The sequence below is a fragment of the Mesorhizobium sp. WSM3866 genome, from assembly GCF_002294795.1.
In the GTDB taxonomy this organism is placed as follows: Bacteria; Pseudomonadota; Alphaproteobacteria; order Rhizobiales; family Rhizobiaceae; genus Mesorhizobium.
On the sequence record NZ_NSGC01000016.1, the window covers coordinates 1 to 23,592 of the forward strand.

General features: G+C 58.5%; 20 protein-coding genes and 1 pseudogene. 13 read left to right on the forward strand and 8 right to left on the reverse strand.

The window, feature by feature from the left end; translation table 11 throughout:
• The 6 genes and pseudogenes from thiC to CK222_RS26720 all read left to right on the forward strand — a co-directional run.
• Positions 1-1,361, forward strand: a 1,361-nt coding sequence (gene thiC / locus CK222_RS26695) for a phosphomethylpyrimidine synthase ThiC (protein ID WP_141247127.1), incomplete at its 5' end; no start/stop codon positions are given.
• On the forward strand, positions 1,358-2,341 hold the full coding sequence (gene thiO, locus CK222_RS26700; RefSeq protein ID WP_095802438.1) for a glycine oxidase ThiO: 984 nt from the start codon (positions 1,358-1,360) through the stop codon (positions 2,339-2,341). The genes thiC and thiO, both read left to right, overlap by 4 nt.
• The gene (gene thiS, locus CK222_RS26705; protein WP_095802439.1) at positions 2,325-2,522 is read left to right on the forward strand and encodes a sulfur carrier protein ThiS; all 198 of its coding nucleotides are present in this window, start codon (positions 2,325-2,327) and stop codon (positions 2,520-2,522) included. Before thiO ends, thiS begins: the two co-directional genes overlap by 17 nt.
• Before the next feature lie 4 nt (positions 2,523-2,526).
• On the forward strand, positions 2,527-3,300 hold the full coding sequence (locus tag CK222_RS26710) for a thiazole synthase (RefSeq protein WP_095802440.1): 774 nt from the start codon (positions 2,527-2,529) through the stop codon (positions 3,298-3,300).
• Positions 3,297-3,902, forward strand: coding sequence for a thiamine phosphate synthase (locus tag CK222_RS26715; protein WP_095802441.1), 606 nt, complete (start codon positions 3,297-3,299; stop codon positions 3,900-3,902). The genes CK222_RS26710 and CK222_RS26715 overlap by 4 nt, the downstream gene beginning before the upstream one ends.
• Positions 3,899-4,572, forward strand: a pseudogene (locus CK222_RS26720) (hydroxymethylpyrimidine/phosphomethylpyrimidine kinase). Before CK222_RS26715 ends, CK222_RS26720 begins: the two are co-directional and overlap by 4 nt.
• Before the next feature lie 192 nt (positions 4,573-4,764).
• Here the strand turns inward: CK222_RS26720 and CK222_RS26730 are convergent.
• The 4 genes from CK222_RS26730 to CK222_RS26745 all read right to left on the reverse strand — a co-directional run bounded on the left by CK222_RS26730 (position 4,765) and on the right by CK222_RS26745 (position 7,711).
• Positions 4,765-5,661 (reverse strand): DDE-type integrase/transposase/recombinase, encoded by an 897-nt coding sequence (locus CK222_RS26730; protein WP_210201945.1) that lies wholly within the window; start codon positions 5,659-5,661, stop codon positions 4,765-4,767.
• A 49-nt stretch (positions 5,662-5,710) separates the two neighbouring features.
• Entirely contained in the window at positions 5,711-6,784 is a 1,074-nt protein-coding gene (locus CK222_RS26735) for an ImmA/IrrE family metallo-endopeptidase (protein ID WP_095802444.1), read from the reverse strand.
• 11 nt (positions 6,785-6,795) lie between these two features.
• Positions 6,796-7,410, reverse strand: coding sequence for a hypothetical protein (locus tag CK222_RS26740; protein ID WP_095802445.1), 615 nt, complete (start codon positions 7,408-7,410; stop codon positions 6,796-6,798).
• A 64-nt stretch (positions 7,411-7,474) separates the two neighbouring features.
• Positions 7,475-7,711, reverse strand: a complete 237-nt coding sequence (locus CK222_RS26745) for an RNA-binding protein (RefSeq protein WP_095802446.1) — start codon at positions 7,709-7,711, stop codon at positions 7,475-7,477.
• Between the two features lie 549 nt (positions 7,712-8,260).
• On the opposite strand from CK222_RS26745, the gene CK222_RS26750 reads away from it, so the two are divergent.
• On the forward strand, positions 8,261-9,736 hold the full coding sequence (locus CK222_RS26750) for an NAD-dependent succinate-semialdehyde dehydrogenase (RefSeq protein WP_095802447.1): 1,476 nt from the start codon (positions 8,261-8,263) through the stop codon (positions 9,734-9,736).
• A gap of 421 nt (positions 9,737-10,157) precedes the next feature.
• On the opposite strand, the gene CK222_RS33105 is transcribed toward CK222_RS26750, so the two are convergent.
• The 3 genes from CK222_RS33105 to CK222_RS31945 all read right to left on the reverse strand — a co-directional run bounded on the left by CK222_RS33105 (position 10,158) and on the right by CK222_RS31945 (position 13,585).
• Complete coding sequence (locus CK222_RS33105; protein WP_245433288.1) at positions 10,158-10,817, reverse strand: transposase; 660 nt, start codon at positions 10,815-10,817, stop codon at positions 10,158-10,160.
• 606 nt (positions 10,818-11,423) lie between these two features.
• Positions 11,424-13,382 (reverse strand): GGDEF domain-containing phosphodiesterase, encoded by a 1,959-nt coding sequence (locus CK222_RS26760; RefSeq protein ID WP_095802448.1) that lies wholly within the window; start codon positions 13,380-13,382, stop codon positions 11,424-11,426.
• On the reverse strand, positions 13,382-13,585 hold the full coding sequence (locus CK222_RS31945) for a hypothetical protein (RefSeq protein WP_141247129.1): 204 nt from the start codon (positions 13,583-13,585) through the stop codon (positions 13,382-13,384). The genes CK222_RS26760 and CK222_RS31945 overlap by 1 nt, the downstream gene beginning before the upstream one ends.
• 339 nt (positions 13,586-13,924) lie before the next feature.
• On the opposite strand from CK222_RS31945, the gene CK222_RS33110 reads away from it, so the two are divergent.
• The 6 genes from CK222_RS33110 (at position 13,925) to wecB (ending at position 21,832) form a co-directional block, all read left to right on the forward strand.
• Positions 13,925-14,386, forward strand: coding sequence for a DUF1173 family protein (locus CK222_RS33110; RefSeq protein ID WP_245433292.1), 462 nt, complete (start codon positions 13,925-13,927; stop codon positions 14,384-14,386).
• 1,237 nt (positions 14,387-15,623) lie between these two features.
• Complete coding sequence (locus tag CK222_RS26770) at positions 15,624-17,501, forward strand: nucleoside-diphosphate sugar epimerase/dehydratase (protein ID WP_176477746.1); 1,878 nt, start codon at positions 15,624-15,626, stop codon at positions 17,499-17,501.
• Positions 17,502-17,545: 44 nt separating this feature from the next.
• Positions 17,546-18,808, forward strand: a complete 1,263-nt coding sequence (locus CK222_RS26775; protein ID WP_176477747.1) for a glycosyltransferase family 4 protein — start codon at positions 17,546-17,548, stop codon at positions 18,806-18,808.
• A gap of 2 nt (positions 18,809-18,810) precedes the next feature.
• The gene (locus CK222_RS26780; protein ID WP_095802451.1) at positions 18,811-19,683 is read left to right on the forward strand and encodes an SDR family oxidoreductase; all 873 of its coding nucleotides are present in this window, start codon (positions 18,811-18,813) and stop codon (positions 19,681-19,683) included.
• A gap of 21 nt (positions 19,684-19,704) precedes the next feature.
• The gene (locus CK222_RS26785; RefSeq protein WP_095802452.1) at positions 19,705-20,715 is read left to right on the forward strand and encodes a polysaccharide biosynthesis protein; all 1,011 of its coding nucleotides are present in this window, start codon (positions 19,705-19,707) and stop codon (positions 20,713-20,715) included.
• Entirely contained in the window at positions 20,708-21,832 is a 1,125-nt protein-coding gene (gene wecB, locus CK222_RS26790; RefSeq protein ID WP_280951794.1) for a UDP-N-acetylglucosamine 2-epimerase (non-hydrolyzing), read from the forward strand. Before CK222_RS26785 ends, wecB begins: the two co-directional genes overlap by 8 nt.
• A gap of 56 nt (positions 21,833-21,888) precedes the next feature.
• Here the strand turns inward: wecB and CK222_RS26795 are convergent, their stop codons facing one another.
• Positions 21,889-23,415, reverse strand: a complete 1,527-nt coding sequence (locus CK222_RS26795) for a hypothetical protein (protein ID WP_141247130.1) — start codon at positions 23,413-23,415, stop codon at positions 21,889-21,891.
• Positions 23,416-23,592: the final 177 nt, after the last annotated feature.

The following is a 23,592-nucleotide window of genomic DNA, read 5'->3' on the forward strand; positions in this document are numbered from 1 at the left end:
CGAAACTCCAGCGCGATGGCGAGAGCTTCGGCGCCGCGATCCCCGATTTCGTCACCCCGGAATTCGTGCGCGACGAGGTGGCGCGCGGCCGCGCCATCATCCCGTCCAACATCAACCACCCGGAAAGCGAGCCGATGATCATCGGCCGCAATTTTCTGGTCAAGATCAACGCCAATATCGGCAACTCCGCCGTCACCTCGTCGATGGCCGAAGAGGTCGAGAAGATGGTGTGGGCGATCCGCTGGGGCGCCGATACGGTAATGGACCTCTCGACCGGGCGCAACATCCACAACATCCGCGAATGGATCGTGCGCAATTCGCCGGTGCCGATCGGCACGGTGCCGATCTACCAGGCGCTGGAGAAGGTCGGCGGCGTCGCCGAGGAACTGACCTGGGAGGTGTTCCGCGACACCCTCATCGAGCAGGCCGAGCAGGGCGTGGACTATTTCACGATCCATGCCGGCGTGCGCCTGCCCTATATCCCGCTCACCGTCGACCGCGTCACCGGCATCGTGTCGCGCGGCGGCTCGATCATGGCCAAGTGGTGCTTGCATCACCACAAGGAGAGTTTTCTCTACGAGCATTTCGAGGAGATCTGCGACATCGCCCGGGCCTATGACGTGGCGTTCTCGCTCGGCGACGGCCTTCGCCCCGGCTCGATCGCCGATGCCAATGACGCGGCCCAGTTCGCCGAGCTGGAAACGCTCGGAGAGCTCACCAAGATCGCCTGGTCCAAGGACTGCCAGGTGATGATCGAGGGGCCCGGCCACGTGCCGATGCACAAGATCAAGCAAAACATGGACAAGCAGCTCGCGGTCTGTGGCGAAGCGCCGTTCTACACGCTCGGGCCGCTCACCACAGACATCGCGCCGGGCTATGACCACATCACATCGGGCATCGGCGCGGCGATGATCGGCTGGTTCGGAACGGCGATGCTCTGCTACGTCACGCCGAAGGAGCATCTCGGCCTGCCCGACCGCGATGACGTCAAGACCGGCGTCATCACCTACAAGATCGCCGCGCATGCCGCCGACCTCGCCAAGGGCCATCCGGCCGCCCAGGTCAGGGACGACGCGCTGTCGCGGGCGCGCTTCGAGTTCCGGTGGGAGGACCAGTTCAACCTCTCGCTCGATCCCGAGACGGCGCGCGCCTTCCACGACGAAACCCTGCCCAAGGAGGCGCACAAGGTGGCGCATTTCTGCTCCATGTGCGGTCCTAAATTCTGCTCGATGCGGATCTCGCACGACATCCGCGCGGAAGCGCAGAAGGAAGGGCTCGCGGCCATGGCTGCGAAGTACCGCGACGGCGGCGATCTCTACATGCCGGTCGACAGCACCTCCGAGCGCACGGACACGCCATGAAGGTGCTCGTTCGCGGCGCTGGCGTCGCCGGATTGACGCTCGCGCACGAGCTGGCAACGCGCGGCGCCGATGTGACCGTGGTCGAAAAGCGCGAGGAGATCGCCTGCAATGCCTCCTGGCGGGCCGGCGGCATGCTCGCGCCCTGGTGCGAGCGCGAGAGCGCCGAAGAGGCGGTGCTGACGCTCGGACGCGGCGCGGCTGACTGGTGGGACGCAGCATTGCCCGGCCATGTCTCACGCAGCGGCACGCTGGTGCTAGCCCCTGCCCGCGATGCCGCCGAGTTGGACCGGTTCGGCCGCCGCACGTCTGGCTTCAGGCAGCCCGACGCCGATGAGATCGCGGAACTAGAACCGGCCCTCGCCGGCCGGTTCGGACGCGGCCTGTTCTTCGGCGAGGAGGCGCATCTCGACCCGCGCAAGGTCTTGCTTGCGCTTCGCGACAAGCTGATCGTCTTCGGCGCTCGTCTCGAGTTCAGCAGCGGCTCGGTGTCCGCAATCGCGGATGTCGAGGTGGACTGCACCGGCATCGCCGACAGCCGGCCGGAATTGCGTGGCGTGCGCGGCGAGATGCTTATGCTGCGAACCAGCGAGATTTCGCTCGCTCGGCCAGTGCGCCTGCTTCATCCGCGCATCCCGGTCTATGTCGTGCCCCGCGCGGAAAACCTGTTCATGGTCGGCGCGACGATGGTCGAATGCGATGCCGAAGGTCCGATCACCGCGCGCTCGACCATGGAACTACTCGGCGCCGCCTACACGCTGCATCCAGCCTTCGGCGAAGCCGAGTTGGTCGAAACAGGCGTCGGCGTTCGCCCCACGTTTGCCGACAACCTGCCTCGCGTCGAGCGCGACGGCAGGAACTTTCGTATCAACGGCCTCTACCGCCACGGCTTCCTGCTCGCACCGGCCATGGCGCGGCAGGCGGCTGACATCATTCTGGGAAATCCCGCCGCAAAGGAGTTGACCCTTGAAGCTCACTGTTAATGGCCAGAGCCATGAAGTCGCGGCAGGGACGCTCGCCGCGCTGCTTGTCGAACTCGACTTCCAGGGCGGTTGGCTCGCCACCGCACTGAACGGCGACGTTGTGCCGACCCAGGAGCGCGACAGTTGCCGTCTGACTGACGGCGATCGTATCGAAATCCTGTCACCGATGAAGGGAGGCTGATTCCGTGCTAGACCTCTACGGAGAAAAGCTCTCGTCCCGGCTTCTGCTTGGCACCGCGCTGTACCCCTCACCGGCTGTTATGGCCGAGGCGGTCAAAGCCTCCGGCACTGAGATTGTCACCGTGTCGCTCCGCCGCGAGACCTCCGGCGGAAAATCCGGCGGGCAATTCTGGTCACTGGTCCAGTCCTTGGACGTTCGCGTTCTCCCCAATACAGCCGGTTGTCATTCGGTGAGCGAAGCGGTCACGACGGCGCAGATGGCGCGCGAGGTGTTCGGCACGGATTGGATCAAGCTGGAAGTGATCGGCAATAGCGACACGCTGCAGCCTGATGTCTTCGGGCTGGTAGAAGCTGCAAGAATCCTCGCCTCGGAAGGCTTCGAGGTTTTCCCCTATACGACCGACGACCTGATCGTTGCCGAGCGCTTGCTTGATGCCGGCTGCAAGCTGCTAATGCCCTGGTGCGCGCCGATCGGCTCCGCGCGCGGGCCGCAAAATCCCGAGGCGCTGCGAAGCCTGCGCGGCCATTTCCCCGATATTCCCCTGATCGTCGATGCCGGCATCGGCCGTCCGTCGCATGCCGCAGCCGTGATGGAGCTTGGCTACGACGCAGTGCTTCTTAACACGGCGATAGCCAAGGCCGGCGATCCCGTGGCCATGGCCGCGGCCTTTGGCAAGGCGATCGAAGCTGGCCGCGGGGCCTATTGCGCCGGCCTGCTCGAGCCGCGCGACATGGCCGTCCCCTCACCCCCAGTCATCGGCATGGCAGCATTTTCATGAAGCTCGATCCGTTCTACCTGATCGTCGATTCCGCCGCGTGGGTCCAACGTCTCGTGCCGCTTGGCGTGAAGCTGGTGCAACTGCGCATCAAGGACCTGGACGAAGCTTCGCTGCGCCGCGAGATCCGCGCTTCGAAGGCGGTATGCGACCTCCACGGCTGTCAGCTCATCGTCAACGACTACTGGCGTATCGCGATCGAGGAGGATTGCGATTTCGTCCATCTCGGCCAAGAGGATCTGGCGCAGGCCGATGTGAAGGCGATCCGCAAGGCGGGCGTGAGGCTGGGCCTCAGCACACACGACGACGCCGAACTGGAGACCGCGCTGCAAGCCGAGCCGGACTATGTCGCGCTTGGCCCAATCTACCCGACCATCCTCAAGGCAATGAAATGGGCGCCGCAGGGACTGGGCCGCATCGCCATCTGGAGGCAGCGCGTTGGCAAGCTTCCGCTCGTGGCCATCGGCGGGCTGACCGTCGAGCGCATTGCCGGCGTCTTCGCGCAAGGCGCTGACAGCGCCGCGGTCGTGACCGACATCACCTGCAACACGCATCCCGAGGCGCGGGCGGCTGAATGGCTGGCGGCGACAGCCCAATGGCGATGACGCCGCACGTGCTCATCGTCGCCGGCTCCGATTCGAGCGGCGGCGCTGGGATAGCCCGCGACATCGAGACCGTATCCGCCTTTGGACTGCGCAGTTGCCTCGCTGTCACGGCCGTTACTGTGCAGACGCACTCTGCCGTCGAGCGGATCGAGCAGATGCCGCCCGAGCTTATCGCCGCCCAGATGCGCGCTGCCTTTGCCGCGAACACGGTCGCTGCGGTCAAGATCGGCATGCTGGGCACGGCAGCGGTGATCGAAGCGATCGGTTCCGTCCTGGCGAGCAATCCGCAAGTACCGGCGGTGCTCGACCCGGTACTGGCCTCGACCTCTGGACGAGTGTTGCTGGAGGAGGATGCCATCGAGGCGCTGCGCCGCGCCCTGATGCCGGTCTGCCGGCTCGTCACGCCCAATCTGGTCGAACTGGCAACGCTGACCGGGTCCGTACCGGCGCCGGACGAAGACACGGTGTGCCGACAGGGAGAGGAATTGTCGGCGACCGTTCGGACTCTGTGCTCGTCAAGGGCGGACATGCGCGGGGAGTCCAGGCCATCGATATGTTAGTGCAGCCGAACCACCCTGCGGTCCGGTTCGAGGCCCCTCGCCTGCAGCAAGAGATGCGAGGAACCGGGTGCATGCTGTCCAGCGCCATCGCCGGTAGTGTCTCAGTTTGAATTTAAAAGCCGATCCCGGTGAGCGGCGTGCAGAAGTTGCATCTGCTCAAACAAGGCCAAAAGCTCTTCGGCCAAGTCCGTCCTAAAACCCCTATGGTGGAAGTCGGCGACAATCTCCCGCTGGCGCGCAATATGGCGCTCACCTAGGAGCACATGCTGCTCCAGCATCGCCAGAACGGTTTCCCTCATCGCCTAAGCTATAGCAGCTTTCTCCCGCTTTTTATACAGGCCGCGCTTGCCCGGCTTGGGCGCAACGGCGTCCATCTTTTCGCAAAGGTCTTCCATCGACCAGAGGGTTTGCGAGACGCCAGCCGCCATGGCCGGCGTCATCTTCAACGTCTTGTGCATTTTGATGAAGTTGTACCAGACGGTGTAAATCGCGACCATGTGGACATGGTTGTCGAACTTCTTTGAGAAGGCATTGGTAAGGCGCGTGAAGCGACGGTTCGCCATGCGCATGGTGAGGTTGGCGCGCTCGATATGCGACGTGCTGACATGCTCCGGATCGGGATTGCCTTCAACGCGCGTCTTGACGGCACCAGTGCAGATTGCCGGGCTGTAGCGGCGCTCTGGCGACTTGTTGCTTTCCGGCTCGCCGTACTGCTTCACAAGCATGCCGTAATCGATATCGGCGCCAAAGGCTTCCTCGACGGCGTTCAGATAAGCGCGGTGACCGTCGGTCGTAAGCTGGACGCGGTTGGCAAGACGGTCCTTCACGTCATCCATGAAGGCCAATGCATATTCGCCGTCGCGACCGCCGACCAGCCATGACACGATAAGCTTGCTGTCGCTATCCAGAGCGGTCCAGGTCCACACGTCGCCCGCGCCTTCGACCGGCTGCTTCATGGTCGAAACGTTCTTGGCCTTCGCGCCGACAAACGACCAGATTTCATCGCACTGAATGCGCTTGGAGGGGACGTTGCGGACTTCGCGGTCGTGCAGGTCGGCGCAGAACTTGCCGGCATCGACCAACAGCTTGGAAACCGGGTTGATCGACACATCGGCAACGCGGGAGATCGACCGCATCGAGCTACCCTCGCAGAGCATTGAGAGGATTTGGACGCGGGTTTGAAGGGGCAGCTTGTTCATGCCCCTAATATGTGAACTTTTATGCTTAGTGTCAAGCATGAAAGTTCATCTATGTGACGGCACGAATGCCGGCCGTCGAAGGTCGATCCGGCCGATGATCTGAACCGGCAAGATTCCAAATCAAACCCTCAAGCTCATCTAGTGGAAGGTGAAGACTGGCTGCGATGTCATTCTTGGTTGTCCTCTCAGACCAAAGCTGCGTCAGCACTTTATGCCAGATCAGTGACGTTTCTCTCTCAATGCCGTTCGGCTCTCCCAGCCGATATCCTCTTTTACCGAGTTCGATGCAGAGGGACTTGTATTGCCAATCTGAAATCAGGCGCAGTGCATTAAGACGGTAGGCCAAAGCCATCGCCGAAACCCGCCAACGGAACTTTGCGCGCAAAACGGTATCGATAGTAACCAGGCGGGACACGCGCGCCTTCATGTCGCGCGCAGGCATAAGAAAAGATGACGCGAAGCGGTCAGCCTCCCGCTCAGCGGAACGCGTCTCTTTCGGATCACCATGCTTGTGCATCACAAGATGCCCAAGTTCATGCGCGGCATCAAAAATGCTGCTCTCTGCCGTCTTGAAGTTGTTCAGAAAAACGTATGGCTTACTGTCGCGCCAAAACGAAAAGGCGTTGACGGATGCGGTGTTCTCCGAAAGCGAGAAAATCCTGACGCCATGTGTTTCGAGAAGTGCGAGCAAATTACCAATTGGACGTTCGCCCAATCCCCAGAACTGTCTCAGCGAAAATGCGGCGGCCTCTGGGTCCGTCTCGTAACTCAGGTCCAACAAATTGGGCGCAGGTAGGCTAAATCGATCTTCAACCCATGCACTCAATTGCAATCCGAGGGAGCCAGCCGCAATCGCGGCGTCACGTTCACGCGCGCTCATCTTGGAAAAGCTGCGGAAGCTAACCGCGCCGGTGTCAATATCCTCCGGATCGGCATCATAGAAGAACTCAGATGGGTAGCCGAGCACGCGAATAAGTTTGGTAACAGTCGCTTCGTCGGGTTGATGGCTTCCCGCCTCAAGACGCGAGATCGTGTCCTGAGCCAAACCAGTCCTTTCGGCCAACGCCTTTGCCGTCAGCCTTCGCCGTTTCCTGGCGAGGCTGAGGCGTTTGGGATTAAACATGTTGCTACCGCTTATCGGCGTGCGACCTGCGGGTCGAAGTCGTTCGCCACGTCATCATTGTCGGTGAGAAGAACGTCGCCTTCATCTCCACCCTTGGAGAGATAGATGCGTTCGATGGGGTCGTTGAACTTGCCTGCCTTCACAACGGCACGTGTCAATTCCGCCGCGCCGGATTCATCGACCATGAGATAGTACAGCGCCAATCCCTCTGCGGGCTTCGGTGCATAGTGCGGAAGATCGGCGAAAAGCATCGCGCCGTTGCTTGCTCGTTCGGCGCCGGCTCCCTTAGTCGAACGCGGCTTGGGAATATGGTCGTCACGGCAGGCGAGATCGACGTTGGAAAACGCCACTTTGATCTTAAGGGTATCGTTGCGGATACCTTCAACGCCGTCCGTCTTATCCTCGACCCACATGCCGCCGACAAACTCGTTCCGGATAGCCCATACGCCATGCTGATATGCAAATGTGCCGGCGGCGTTGACAGGGTGGAACGGTGTTGCGTTGGCACGTTCATTCATTGCCACGGCAACAGCGGCAAGAAGCTTCGCCCGCGACAGACCCATTTGGCTCAGCCGCAAGTCAACATCCCACTGATCGCGATAGATTTTCGTTTCAACCAAAGCCATATGACGATTCCTTGTCGATTTTTCTGACCGACAAGTTGGTCGACAAAATCGACAAGGTCAAGTGTTAACGGCTGGACCGCCACCTCTTTTCAGCGGCTTTCTTAGCGATCTCGGCGCGCCGCTCCGGTGACATGTTGGCGGCGCGCTTCTTTCCGCCCTTCGAACCAAGCTCTTTGGCGGCGGCGTTCTTGCCGTCATCCGGAGTGTCGTCGGCTTCCTCGCCTGTGGCGATGCGCATGACGCGGACGGCATTGCCGATCACGTCGGCGGGGCGCTTCTGGCCTTTAGGTCCGGTGGGCAACTGTCACTGTCCTTTCGCTACCGCATCTTATGCACCGACCGCGCTGACGGGTGAAATCCGAAGTGGTCCCCAGTGCCTCAGTGGTTTGCGCGGCGTGCGCGTGAGAACTGAGATGCAGAGCTTCGGCGATACACCTGTCGCATACGGCACCAGGATGCTGCATCGTGATGAAGTCGTTTATCATCTGTGCGATGATCACGGCGGCAGCACCCCTCAATGCTTTCCGCTAAGCATATAGGCGCTTCCGCCTACGGGAGCAAACGCGATAGCCCCTTTCGCCTACCAGCCGAAATTTCAAACTGAGACACTACCCCATCGCCGCATCTCTTGCGCTCGGTAGCTCGTTGGAAGAGAGCGTGGGCGCTGGGAAGCGATTTGTCTTCGACGCGCTCGCCCGATCGGCGACGACCTGACCCTGGTCTATCGCCTTCAGGCGGGTAATTCCATCCTGGACCTATGTCATTGTATGCAGTCCCCTGCAAAAGCATAGCGTGAGGGTAGATATCCCGCCGCCGACCGACTAGCCCACTGCCTCGAGGAGATCCTCTCTTGTCCCTGCGTCCGGCGCTGTTTCGCCACCTGAAATCACCAAAACTGTTTGCAGCAATCGACCGCCTCGCAGCTTTCGGTAGGCCGGCCGGCAAGCCGACCTTCGAGGTTACCAATCCAGCGACCGGTGAGTTGCTGGCGGAGCTCCCGGCCATGGGTGTGGAGGAGACGCGCGCTGCGATCGACAAAGCCGACGCGGCACGGCATGGGTGGGCGGCGCTGACCGCGCGCGAGCGCAGCGATATGCTTTGGCGCTGGCATCAGCTGATCATCGACCACACTGACGACCTTGCAGCCATCCTTACTGCCGAAATGGGCAAGCCGCTCGCGGAGGCGAAATCGGAGGTGGCGCATGCTGCCGCCTATCTGCAGTGGTACGCCGAAGAGGCCAATCGCATCTACGGCGAGACGATCTCGGCGCCCTCGACGGACCGCCGCATGCTGGTCATCAAACAGCCGATCGGCGTTGTTGGCGCGATCACCCCATGGAATTTTCCAGCTTCGATGGTGGCCCGCAAAATCTCGCCGGCATTGGCCGCCGGCTGCACGATCGTGCTGAAGCCTGCCGAACAAACCCCGCTCGTGGCAGGCGCCATGTTCGCCCTCGCCCACGAGGCCGGCTTTCCCGACGGCGTCGTCAATTTGATCTACGCCTCCGAAGGCGGGGCCATCGGCGAGGAACTTTGCTCCAATCCCAAGGTGCGTAAGGTCAGCTTCACAGGGTCAACCGAGGTCGGACGGCTGCTCATGCGGCAGTGCTCGGACCAGATCAAGAAGGTTAGCCTTGAGCTCGGCGGCAACGCACCGTTCATCGTCTTTGACGATGCCGATGTCGACGCGGCGGTTGACGGCGCGATCCAGGCAAAGTTCCGCAATGCAGGCCAGACCTGCGTTTCGGCCAACCGCCTCTACGTCCAGGAAGGCGTGCACGACGCGTTTGTCTCAAAATTCGTCGAAAGGGTCCGTCAGCTTTCGGTGGGCGACGGCTTCGAGCCCGACGTGGCAATCGGCCCGTTGATCGACAGGCAAGCGCTTGCCAAGATCGAATCTCATATAGCTGATGCCGTCGCGAAAGGCAGCACGATCCGATGTGGAGGCGCGCGCATCGGCAAGGAAGGCACCTTCTTCCAACCGACGGTACTCACCGAAGTGACGAGCGAAATGGCGGTTGCGCAGGAAGAGACATTCGGGCCATTGGCGCCGGTCATCTCGTTCCTGGACCCGGATCAGGTCGTTCGTGAAGCCAACGACACGATCTATGGGCTTGCTGCCTACTTTTACGCCTCCAATCTCAAGCGGGTCTGGCAGGTAGCCGAGGCACTTGAGTACGGAATGGTCGGCATCAACACCGGCCGCATGTCCTCGGAGGCGGCTCCCTTCGGCGGCATCAAGCAATCCGGCATCGGACGCGAAGGGTCGCGCCACGGGCTCGAGGATTACCTCGAGATGAAATACCTGTGTATCGGTGGCCTATGATCACACGGGGCTAGTTGCCAGTTCAAGTCCGCCGCGGCTTAGGATCGCTCGTTCGGCAGCTACGATGTCCGACGTGAACAAACAACAAAGGACGGTTGACCTGACCAAAACCAGCGGCCTGCCGATCTCCTCTCCCGGCGCACACCCATGGAGGAGTGCTGCGTTGAGCGTTTGTTCGGTGGCCAAGGCATTTTTTGCTTAGGGCGCTGTGGCCGAAGTAAATGCTTCTTACGCGGCTGCGGCCCCATTGCTGTGGGTCGCCATACCGCTAACGGGGCCATCGCCCCGTCGGCCCTTGCCTCAACTTAGTCCTCAAAGTCAGGCGAGAGACCAACTGCTCGGTGGGTCAATCGGGGCTAGCCATTGGGGACGTTTCGACGCCTGCCGTCGCCGCTCCCGGCTGTCTGCGAACCAGAGGATACTAAGCCAGGCCAAGCTTCATTTTGAGTTCCGCGTTCTCCTTGCGAAGACGCTGAGCGAGCAGCGCTTTTAGACGCTTGTTTTCATCCTCGAGCGCCAGCAGGTCCTTGAGATCGTCGCCACGGGCTTCAGGTGCGGAGGCTCGCTTCCAGTGGTAGTAGGTCTGTTCCGATATGCCCGCCTGCTTTGCCGCCAGTTTTAAAGTGCCGCCGCGGTCCATGGACTTTTGCATCTCGGAGAGCTTCTCGGCTCGCTCCTTTGCAGAGTAGATTTTGCGGCCGGTTCGAATTGGTGCCGCCGCATCTGACGTGCGAGCCTGCGTCTCAGCACCATTGGTATGAGCAGGCAATGATTTCGCCGGCTTGGACTTGCGCGATTGCGCAACTTTTCTCTTGATCTTTGGTGCTACCACTTTCGAAGGCAGTTCAGAGGGAGATGCGAAAGGTTCAGCGCTATTTGTATCCGGCATATTAATCTCCGCTTGTGGATTGATCAGATATTCAGGATCCAGCGAGGATACGGTGGAATCAATAGTCTGACAATTGGGTTGCTCTGCCGCCTCCGCAAAGCTCTTTGTCTCGGCGATGGCCGCCGATATGTCCAAATCCCCCCAAATGGACCGCGCCTGTTTTGGAATGCCGCGCTTACGTTTGACTTCCACGATAAATGGTCGGGTTCGACGCCTCATATTGGTTCCTGCGAGATGATTGCCAAAGGGTCCCGGGGGCAGTTCCGTGCCGCCGGCGTTTATCCGCCAGCACGCGTCTTGGCAACTCCCATCATCAGATTGCATCCTCCAGCGCGAGTCGCCGCGAGCAGAACACCCACAATAGAAATGCCGGATTGGTCTAGCACAACCGATTTCGGTACGCTTTGAAGGCTTCGCTCCAACCAAGCACTTAGACTTAAGATTCTTTGATCAAAGCCAACCGCACGGCCTTGTGCAGTTGCGAAGAGATAATTTGCAGCGCACAATCATTTGCCGACCGACATTCATCGTCAATTTGCTCATTCGGCGTGGAAAGAGCGGATGATCGGCCCCACAGCAGAACGATTGCACATCATCATAGAGAGGGATGTAATGAAGCCCCAGCGCGGTGCGTGGAAAACTGGCAATAGCGATCTTTCGTTTCAAGGTAATCCTCCAGCCCTTGGCGGGAGGTGCTCATCCGGCCGTCCAAGCGACGACCTCCTGCGTGCAATCCTGGTCGGAATACCTTTGGTTGGGGCCATCTGAAGCATTGCCGCCAAAGCGGGATGCTCCTACTCAAGTGCTTCGCTCCCAAACCAGACGGTCCCGCAGCAATGCAGGAATATCATCTACAGGGATTGGTTTCCCGATTAGATAGCCTTGAGCTTCATCGCACCCCACGCGACGCAGATAATCGAGCTGTTCGGGAGTTTCTACCCCTTCAGCTGTTACGTCGATGCGAAGCTCATGCGCCAGTGCAACCAATGATCTGACAATTGCGGCGCAATCGGCGTCGGTGAGCATATCCTGAACAAAGGACCGGTCGATCTTTAGCCGCGAAAGTGGCAATTTGCGAAGATAAGTGAGTGACGAATAGCCGGTGCCAAAATCATCGAGAGCCACTGTAACGGACAGAAAACTCAACGAACGCAACAATGCGATCACATCTTCAAAATTCGCAATTAGCACGGACTCCGTAATTTCGACCTCGAGGCGCCTTGCTTCCAAGCCGGCCTCCGACAGGGCCGTCCGTATCCCATCAAGTAATGCCTTGTTCCTGAGCTGCACCACCGAAAAATTGACGGCGATCCGCAAGCCGCAAGGCCATCGCGCCGCGGCCAGGCAAGCCGTTCTGACAGCCCATTGTCCGATGTCGTGAATCAATCCGGTGTCTTCAGCGATCGGTATGAATTCTGACGGCGAGATGGCGCCCAACATCGGATGGTGCCACCGCAGAAGCGCTTCAAAGCCTCGGATGCGATCGCTCCCGAGCTCGAGAAACGGTTGATATGCCAGCGAAAGCTGGTCGTCCGCGAGCGCGGATGCCAGATCGCGCTCGAGCGCATGGCGTCTCGCGGCAGCCTCGTCGTCGCTGGCGCTGAAAAACTGGATCGGACCCGCTCCCGGTGTGGTGGCCCTGTGCAATGCGGTGTCGACGCAGCGTAGGAGTTGATTGGCATCCGAGCCGTCACAGGGCGCGAAAGCGACCCCGATGGAGACCTTGCAATATAATTCTCGTCCTTCGATCAGGAACGGCGCACGCATGGCATCCGTGATCTGTTTGGCCAGGGTTCTGATTTGATCCGGCCTGCAGTCGCCGGGAGCGATGATTGCAAATTCCGCGCCCTCAAGCCTCGCAATGCTGTCGCTCTCGCGTGTAGATTTTCGAAGTCTGGCGGCCGCTTCGACAAGAAGGGCATCCGCCATCGCACGGCCGAAACGATCATTGAGATTTTTGAAGTTGTTGAAAGTGAACAAGAGCAACGCAAACTTTTCGTCGAATTGCATTGCGTTTGAGATTGCGTTCTCAAGCCGTTCATTGAAGCTGAACCGGTTTGGTAGTCTCGTCAGCACGTCTCGTCGAATGGCGCGTTCGCTTTCGGCTTGCGAAATCAGCCGCTGGGTAAATTCGAACCCGTGGGCAAACACTGCACGCAACAACGTGGTGGCGTAGGTCACGATCAGGAATGCGACGGGCAGATTGATCGAGCCGTCCACCCGCGCAATTGCAAGCGCCGAACCGAAGAAGATTGGAAGCGTATAGGCGACGGCCGCAATCGGGATCGTGGAGAAGGAGGCGGCTCCGCCGGCGATCATCCCAGCGCTCAAACAGGTAATGACGACTTGGGCTGCGCTTGTTGCGCCGCTGAAGAACAGAACGGGAAGCGAGCCCCACCAAGTTCCGAACAAGAAGGCGTTCCGGACCAGATTTTGCGTCGTGCGGCGCGACACCGACCTTGGTTTGACCGACTGAAACGATGTTTTGGCTCTGAGGCCCACAACAGCCGCCGGCACGATGATGCCACTCGCCCATAGGATGGCATTAGTTTGGTCGGGCGAGCCCCAAAGCGCCATAACCAGAATGGCTGCATTGAGTATGTTAGCAACCATGCCCAGAGGCGTGTTGCTAAGAACGATGCTAACCTGCTCCGCCCTAATTCGGCCGGCGAGCGGTTCAACTGTGGAAGGTCCGCCAAAAAGCCGCAGATCTCCCGCCAGAAGGTCACCTAAGCTCGCGGCAGCCCCACGCTGCATCACTCTTTCACTCCCCGCGCCAGAGTAGTAGCTGCGTGCGGGTCCTTAGCACCAAACAATTCGGAAAAAGTAAACTTCAGCGGCAGGTTTGTACAGTTCAGTGAGAAGTCAATGGACGGCAATCTAAGCATGATTCGGGACAAATTTTCATCCAATGTGAGATCGCTAGCCATAGCTGCCGTCAGGACCAGCAGATCGACCAACCCGACGATCGATGTTCCCCGACCACATCACCTGCCTCGAGTTGGAAAAAGTTCAAATTGCTGAAGCGCCATCTCAGCGTCTCACGCTAGGCGAGTACCGGGGCAATTGGGGACTAAAATCGGACGTGGCGCCGAACTATGCGGCCCGCAAGTGTCACTGGTGGAACATTCGGTGGCACCCGATCGAGGCCGCCCGCCAGATGACGGCCAAGGGGGGCGTGTTGAGCGACACCTTCTTGTGCCGGAGCCGTTCCCGTCCGCCGACAAGGTCGGGATCGAGCAGCGACGCGCTCTGGCCTCGCGCCGGCTCAACCTCCCACCTCCGGTCCGAGACGGCTGATGATCCTGGTTGGCGAGGTCAAGGAACTCGTGCCGGCGCGTAGCGGTCACAAGCAGATCATCAAGCACATGCCGGGGTTCGTCTTCCTGCTCGACGATGGCCTTTACCGCCGGCTTCAGGCTCGCTTCGAGACCGAGCTAATGCTTTGGGACGCTGATGAGGCGTCCCATTTGATCGCGATCGCGACATTTGCCCTCACCCCGACCGGGCTCGCCGTCGTCGAGGAAATCGCACTGATGGCGGTCGCGGAAAACTGGGTGCCTTATGACTCCGCCTGCGAAAAGAAGCTGGTTGATGCACTGGCCAGCGTGAACACGCGTAGCGCAAAGGCGCTGCGCTACAATTTGCCGGCAGATCGGCCAGCAGCGGCCCCTTGTTGCATGGGCAGCCGCGACCGACCGCGCTCTACATCGTTCCGGCGATTTCCGAAACGTCCTACATGGACGCGCTCGAGCAGTTGATTAGATCGCACCCCGACGTAGATGCATGGTTGTGGAGGGTGGCCGATGGAGACATGCCGCCCTTGCCGATATGATTCTAAGCTCAACTCCCTGACGCCGCTGAAGAGAGCGATTTCGGATCAAGGCAGCTCCGGGATCTCCCGCGCTGTTTCTTCGTCGGCCGGAAGTGAAGAGTCGGCGTCGGGCTAGGCGCCGGCACGAGTGCAATGGTCGCGCAAAGGTAAGCCGTTGGGAGAGCTGGGCGCCTGGGGCGCACGAAAGCAAATGAAGCAAAGCCCACTCGGCGGGGCCAAGTGGGCTTCTCTGTCGGTACGCAGAACCTGTCCGGGCATCAAGGTCGCATTCCGTGGGTAAAGATTAGATTAGCAAGCTCGAATTTCGAACGAGCCAGTTTGGCTGTTCTCAGGATCGGTTTACGTTCCGTTCTATATATTAGAACTTGCTCCTGTCTTCAGCTCTAAGGCAGGCGAGAGCTGTTCCGCCCGCGGCGCGCTTTTGGAGCGCCATGATGACCAACCCTCGTCATCTTGCCGCGCTCCAGCACCATCCTCTCGAATTCAAGCAGCGGCTTGCCGCAACACCTCAGGACGCGGCAACGCCACCTCGAGATTGTCGATCAGCCGCGTCTCGCCGAGCCACGCGGCCACAAGCAGCCGCGCTGGTCGATCGAATCTGGCGAGTGAGGCGAGATCGCAGCGCGCTCAAAAGAGCGGCCGTGGGGGCGCAGTTTCAGGCGATTGTTACGCCAGTCAGTGGAAAGGGTTGCCTCGGCCTTTCCGTGCTGGATCCTCGTCAACGGAGCATGGTCGCAGCTGCAATTTCACTGCGTCGCTCGCGCTCTTGTCGTCATTATGTGGGCTTCCGCAAATAAGTATTGGACGATTAGGTCATGTGAGATACAGAATCAAATCAGCTGCTTTGCTGGCATCGACCTTACGTGCGGGTAAGAAGACAAATACTAGGATAATTTGCTTAAAATGGAATCGCCCCGCCTAACGCTTTCGTTTCTGAAGCCGCGGCAAGCGCCTAAGGCATCGCTACTGGATCCGATCCAGCGTGAGCGATCGACCAGATCAATGCCCAAAGTTCGGAGTTCGAGCCCGCAGGAACCGGTCTAGTGCCTCCCCCTGGTCTCGACGAGGTTGAAGATGTCGCTTCAAATATGAGATCCAAGCCCCTTCACGTCATCTCACGCCTTTTGACCTTGCGGGGTCTAGCCTTCGTGCATGATGGCGTGATGGGAGCCGCAGCGCTCCTGCTATCATTTGCGCTGAGGCTGGACGTGGCTTTTCTGGGGAATTTTTGGAGCTTCCTCGCCGCCGCCGCGCTCTTCGGGATTGTAGTCGGTATTACGGGATTCGTCCTCGGGCTTAATCGCGGCATATGGCGTTACGCATCGCTTTCAGATTTTCTGGCGATTGCGGGTGTAGCCACAGCAGCTCTTGCCATCTTCACGGTCTTCGAATTCCTGATAAATCGGCTGAATTCGATTCCGCGTTCGTCGATTGTCATCGCATGGGCCTTCACGATCGTGCTTCTTGCCGGCCCGCGGGCCGCGTATCGGGTTTATCGAAATCAGCATGATGTGCGGAAAGGCAAGGTTGCGAAGGGAACTGCCAAGAACGTTCTCCTCATCGGCGCGACCGATAACGCCGAAGCGTTCATCAGAACAATCAAGGAGAGGCAAAGCGCCTCGGTTGATGTTCTAGCGATTATTGACGAGCGCGGCCGAAGGACCGGGCGGGCGATCCGGGGCATTCCAGTGATGGGTCCACTAGAGAAGTTGCCCCAGATATTGGACCGCTTCGAGGCACGTGGCCGTCGGGTTGAGGCTATAATTCTCACTAGATCGCGCCAGGAATATCAGCGACACGCCAAGCTCGAGGAGTTGGTAGACGTCGCGGCGCGGCAGAAGGTTGACTTGCTGACGCTGCCAAATCTGCTCGATATGAAAAGTATCGATGCAGAGATCGAACTCACCCCGATAAAGTTAGAGGACCTCCTGCAACGTGAACCCGTTAAATTGGAGCCGCAGAAGATAGCCGCTATGATCCGCGGCAAAAACGTTATGATCACAGGAGCCGGAGGGTCGATCGGGTCCGAGTTGGCGCGACAGGTAGCCGAACTCGGCCCGCTGAGCTTGGTGCTCGTCGACTCCAATGAGTATGCCCTCTACTGCATCAATTCCGAGCTGAGTCAGAAACACCCTTCCTCGCCGATCCATGCCGTACTGTGCAACGTCCGCGAGAGAGATGCGATAAGCAGCGTCGTCGAAAGCCATGCGCCGGACCTGATCTTCCACGCGGCTGCCCTGAAGCACGTTCCGATGGTCGAGGCACAACCAATCGAGGGGATTTTTACCAACGCCATCGGTACGCGAAATGTGGCTGATGCTGCACTGCGATGGAAAGTCGCCAAAATGGTGATGGTCTCAACCGATAAGGCGGTTAATCCGGCTAACGTCATGGGGGCCACGAAACGCATGGCCGAAATGTATTGCCAGGCGATGGATCTCGAGTCGAAGACCCTGCCCACCCGGTTCATGACGGTCCGGTTCGGCAATGTCTTGGGATCGGCGGGGTCGGTAGTCCCGCTGTTTGAACAGCAGATAAGAGCCGGTGGACCAGTAACCGTCACGCACCCAGATATCGTACGCTTCTTTATGACGATCCCGGAAGCGTGCATGCTGGTGCTGCAAGCTGCAGCTCATGAGCCAGACAGAGTTCACGAGCGTGGCAGGATCTTTGTTCTGGACATGGGATCGCCGGTGAAGATTGTCGACTTGGCAAGAAATCTCATCCGTCTGTCTGGGCGGCGCCCAGACGTCGATATCCAGATTGCTTACACCGGACTCCGCCCCGGGGAGAAACTCTACGAGGAATTGTTCGATTGCAATGAGAAGCTAAGCGAAACGGGATCGCCAGGAATCCTGGCCGCCTCTGCGCGATCGATTGAGCGGGCGATGATCGAGCGCATCTTCGATGAGATGCATCGCATGATAGACGACCTGAACGTGGAGGGCGCGCTGCGTCTTCTCCAATCGACCGTACCAGAGTTCACGCCGGGATCTAAAGTCCATATGACTATGAGCAGCGCGCGCTCGTTACGGCAATGAAGCACGCCTACCCGGTATCAGAAGATTGTCGGACGGAAGGCGGCTTGGCCGTCAAGGACCTGCGCGTGCTGGTGGTCAGCCAGCATTTCTGGCCCGAAAATTTCAGGATCAACGAGGTCGTGGATTCGCTGCGATCCGAAGGCTGCCATGTTGAAGTTCTATCCGGGCAGCCAAACTACCCGCATGGCAAGGTATTCAGGGGATACAGTGCCTTTGGATTGAGAACTGAACTGCACCCGTCGGGCTATGTTATCCATCGAGTTCCTCTAGCGCCCCGACGCGGCGGGGGAGGATTTTGGCGCGTTTGGAACTATCTCTCGTTCGTAGTCTTTGGAGGGATGCTAGGCCCATACCTGACGCGAGGTAGGAAGTACGATGTTGTATTCGTTTACGCAATCTCGCCTATCCTGCAAGGGTTGGTGGGCGCTGTGTTTCGGCAGATCAAAGGCGCAGCGCACGTTATTTGGGTGCAGGATTTGTGGCCCGAGAGCCTTGAAGAAACCGGCTTCGTCAAAAACAGGCTTGCGCTAGCAGCGGTTGAACGGCTCACGAAATTTATATATCGGCGCGCCGACCTTCTCTTGGCGCAGTCTCGTGGCTTTGTCGGGAAAATTAGGGCTGTTGCGGGAGACGACCCCGTGGTCGTTTATCATCCAAATCCGGGCGATGAGGTGATTAACCGGGATGTTCTGCACGGGGATCCTGCGTTGAGGCTGCCGGCGGGTTTTAACATCGTTTTCGCGGGCAACTTAGGCACCGCGCAGGCTTTGGAGACCGTGCTGGACGCAGCTAGTCGCATTCAAGACCCAGATATACGCGTAGTTCTGGTCGGGAGTGGCAGCCGGTCCGACTGGCTCGGCAAGCAGATCGAGATGCGTGGGTTGACTAACGTGGTTTTGGCCGGCCGATTTCCCGCTGAGGCGATGCCGGGCATTTTCGCGCAGGCATCTGCTCTCCTTGTTACTCTCAATCGATCGGCGGCCCTAAGCCTAACGATACCCAGCAAGATTCCGACTTACCTTGCAGCAGGGCGTCCAATCCTTGCCTGCTTAGACGGCGAGCCCGCAGAACTGATCCAGGACGCTCACGCTGGCATAGCGGTTCCCGCAGAAGATTCTCTCGGACTTGCGGAGGCGATGCAGCGGCTAAAAAACATGCCGGAGCAAGCGAGGGAATCTATGGGGACGGCCGGCCGCCAATATTTCAACACACACCTCGCTCCGGCGCCTCTCGCACGCGAACTTATCGAGCATTTTCGGTGTGCGGTTAGCATGCGCAAAACGCCTCGAGGACTACCTAGGAATTGACGATGGACAACCGAAATCCTCAAAGATTGCTGGTGCTCGGCGCGTCAGGTATGCTGGGCAATGCAGTCTTCCGGTTCTTCTCAGGCAGTCCTGATTACGTGGTATTTGGCTCGACGCGCACGAGCTCGCATCACCGCCTCTTTCCAGATGAAACCAGGGGAAATCTAGTTAACTTGGCCGACGCCGAAAACCATGATGCGCTCACTGCACTGTTCTCTGAGGTACGCCCTGACGTCGTTGTAAACTGCATTGGCCTAGTTAAGCAGCTTGCCTCGGCGAATGACCCTTTGGCGGCGATCCCCATCAATTCGATGTTTCCCCATCGGGTGGCGCGTCTCTGCAAAATCGCAGGAGCTCGCCTGGTTCACATAAGCACGGACTGCGTCTTCGACGGCGCAGATGGAAATTACACCGAGAGTTCGCGCCCTAACGCATACGATCTCTACGGAAGAAGCAAGCTGCTCGGGGAGGTAGATTACGACAATGCGGTCACGCTGCGGACCTCGATCATCGGCCGCGAGTTAAATAGCGCGCATAGCTTGATCGACTGGTTTCTGACCCAAGAGGGGAGTGTCAGGGGCTTTACGCGAGCGATCTTCTCCGGCCTGCCGACACTTGAGCTATCTCGGGTCATCCGTGATTTCGTTCTCCCACATCCTGAGCTCAGAGGTCTGTACCATGTATCCGCGGAAGCGATCAGCAAGCACGATCTCCTTAAGCTAGTGGCAGAAACCTACGGCAAGCGCATTCGGATCGAGCGCGATGACAGTTTGTCTATTGATCGATCGCTTAACTCTTCCCGATTCCGCCAGGCCACTGGCTACGATTCCCCAGCATGGCCTGCACTCATTCGCGCGATGCGTGATTTCAACTAATCCAAAATCGAGACCAAATGAATGTTTTCCAACAAGACGCTGCTTATAACCGGAGGCACTGGTTCATTCGGCAACGCGGTTCTTTCCAGATTTCTAGCCAGTGATTTCTCAGAAATCCGCATATTCAGCCGAGATGAGAAAAAGCAGGAGGATATGCGCCTAGCGCTCAGAGATGATCGCCTCAAGTTCTACATTGGGGATGTCCGCGATTACCACGCTGTCGACGATGCAGTGCGCGGCGCCGATTACATCTTTCATGCCGCAGCGCTGAAGCAAGTGCCTTCCTGCGAGTTCTACCCGATGGAAGCGATTAAGACGAATGTCCTCGGGGCCGAGAATGTGTTGCGCGCAGCGGTCAGCCATGGTGTGCAGAGGTGTGTCGTTCTAAGCACCGATAAGGCGGTCTATCCGGTCAACGCCATGGGCATGTCCAAGGCTATGATGGAAAAAGTCATGATCGCCAAGTCACGACTGAGCGAGTCCGTCAGGACGGTCGTCTGTGCTACCCGGTACGGGAACGTCATGGCGTCTCGCGGGTCGGTAATCCCCCTGTTCCTGGATCAACTTCTACGTGGGCAACCACTCACAGTGACCGATCCCAATATGACTCGGTTCCTGATGTCTCTCAGCGAGTCCGTGGACTTGGTTCTTTATGCCTTCGAGCATGCCCGCTCAGGCGATATCTTCGTTCAAAAGGCGCCGGCATCTACCGTCGGGATTTTGGCTAATGCGATGCGAGAACTCCTTGGGCGCCACAATCCAATCAAGGTCATCGGCACGCGCCACGGTGAAAAGCTATTTGAGTCTCTAGTGTCCCGAGAAGAAATGGTTCGGGCAGAGGATCTCGGAAACTATTACAGGATCCCGGCCGATTCCCGGGATTTGAACTATGACAAATATTTCGTTGAGGGGGAGCAGGCGGTGTCAAGGTTGGAAGACTACACTTCCCACAACACCGATCGGCTGAATGTTGAGCAGGTGAAAAATCTATTGAGCCGGCTTGACCTGATAAAGGATGCCGTCCGTGCTTAAAGTCATGACAGTCGTCGGGACGCGCCCGGAAATCATCAGGCTGTCGCGAGTTATCGCGAAGTTCGACGCCGTTTTCGAGCACACGTTGGTGCACACGGGGCAAAACTACGACTACGAACTTAATGACGTGTTTTTCTCGGAGCTTGGTATCCGGGCGCCAGATGTCTTTCTCAATGCAGCCGGCAAATCAGCCGCTGAAACGATAGGTCAGGTGATCATTGCCGCTGACCAAGCGCTGGTCAATCACAATCCAGATGCGTTGCTCATCCTTGGTGACACGAATAGCTGTCTTGCGGCGATCGCCGCGAAGAGGCGCAAAGTTCCTGTATTTCATATGGAAGCGGGGAACCGGTGCTTTGATTTTCGGGTGCCAGAGGAGATCAATCGCCGGATCGTTGATCACATCTCCGATATCAATTTGCCTTATAGCCAGATAGCTCGGAACTACCTGTTGCGGGAAGGGCTCCCGCCCGACCAGATCATCGTCACCGGAAGCCCTATGCGTGAGGTCCTGGAGTACTATCGTGCGGCGATCGACAGCTCAAATGTGCTCGGCCGACTTGGACACACCTCGGGGAAATTTTTCGTGGTCAGCGCACATCGCGAAGAGAACGTTGACGATCCCGAACGGCTGGAAAGGCTGCTCAAGATTATAAACGGCATTGCAACTCGATACGACGAACCCGTGATCGTGTCGACACACCCCCGAACACGGAAGCGCCTTGATGCGCTCGGAGGAGAGCGTAGTCCGAAGGTCAAATTCGAAAAGCCTTTTGGCTTCCTGGACTACGTGAAACTCCAAAGCTCCGCACGTGCTGTGCTGTCAGATAGCGGGACCATTACGGAAGAGAGCGCAATCCTCAACTTCCGGGCCCTGAATTTGCGAGAAGTCCATGAACGTCCGGAAGGTTTCGAAGAAGCGTCAGTTATGATGGTCGGGCTCGATATCGAGCGTGTTTTCGACGGACTTCAGATTCTCGAAACCCAACCGCCTGGTGCTGACCGGCTACTGCGTCTGCCGAGCGATTACCAACCGGATAACGTGTCTGAGAAGGTGATGCGGATTGTCCTAAGCTATACGGACTTTGTGAATAGACGAGTGTGGAGGACGCAATAACAAGGAACTCGGTCTTTCTACGTCGATCGAAGTGATGCAGCGCCCCCGGCCTGTTCTCAACCCGAGTTAGCTGATGTCAGCCGTTTTATTACACGCCAAACGACGCCGACGAAAGTGACTGAGAGGACAAGTTCTATGGCATAGATCAGTAACGTCCATGGAAACCCCATCTGCACAGTTAGGTACGCCAACGACACACCTGTCACCGCCGCAGTGGCTAGGTTTTGGGTCAAGCGAGCAGCCACCCATTCGATGGAATGACCCACCAGCGCTAGGCCAAACATAAAAGCAGCCACAATCAGCGGCGATCCCGACATGCTCGCTACACCGATGGGGCCAGGGAGGGTGAGGAACGTGTAGTAGTCGACGTTCCCGTACCGATCGCCCGACATCTTCTGATAGATTGCTTGAGAACCTGCGGCGGGATCCTCCGAGATGACTTTTACAAACAAGTCCCTGCCGAGTCGATCAGAATTGGCGGCTGCCGTCATAACACCCTCGAGGCCTACCCACCGCATAACTGCAAGATTGCGGAGTTGGTGGAACAGGCCCTGGAGGGCAAAGCGATCGCTCGTGACAGCCTCCACCTTTTCGGTCAACGATCTCGTTTGCGATGCAGGTACTGCCGGCTTTGTCACGCTGGACCCGGTCTGAGAGTCTGGGGTTGAGGGTGCTGGTTTGGCTAAGGGCGTCGGAGCCGTGGGGGCGGTCTGCGCAAAGTCGAACGTGCGCTCGAAACTAACAACGGCTAACGACCCTCCAAAAACTAACGCGGCCAAACACATCGCTAGGGCAACCGCGATCCAGTCCCGAACTTGCTGACGTCGCAACATGATGACTGCGACTGCGGCCAGGACGTAGAGAAGAAGCTGTATTCGGCTGCCCATCGACACCGACGCAAGCAGACCAAGAAAAGTGGCCGTAACCACCAAAGCAGCATATGGCCAACTTCGGAGTTCGATGAGCCACAGCACTGCGGTTAGCCCGCTCAAGAGGGCGCCCCACGTGATGACGAAGGCGGCAACCGCATAGATGCGGGGATCGATATCTATGCCGAGTGGGAAGCCAATTCGGAGGATATGGTACGAGTAATTGGCCCAATACACTGCGACCGAGACAGCGAGGACCGCAGCAAAGGCAACGATGACGTAATTGGCGAGACGAGCGGTCCCGGAAGCCGTCGACGTGTTTGAGAAAGAGGGAAAGAGCGCCGCAAGGAGATTCGCCAAGCAGACGCCAGACAAGCCGCTGGCGGCAAAAATCAGGGCTTGATCCCATTGCGACGCGAAAGTGCTAACGGGCTCAATCAGCCGCACTCCAAAAACGAAACTTGCGATTGCCTTCGCTACGAAACCCACGAAGAGAAATGAAGACAGTACGAAAGCAAAGAATGAAGACGGGAATACGAGAGAAACGACCAAGGCCGCGCAGCCGGAAACATAGAACCATATGATGATGAACATCGAGGAACCGGGATTGCTCATAAGAAGCAGTGGGTGCAAAGCAAGGGCTACAACCGCTCCTGCCGCCAGCGCGAAACTTACGATCGAGAAGGACTGGGATTTTGGTGGGGAGTCAGTCATGATATGTCTATAAGCCGAAATCACCCTGCGCCCCAAGAGAGACTTTCTATTTCCCCAATTAGGTGGTCCGGGTTGTCACGGCATTCGTTGCGCACAGCGTCGGCCTTGTGCTATTGACCGAACGCGAATTGGCTTGGTTCGCCTGGACCGGGCGCGCCGCGGCTCGCATGAAATCCC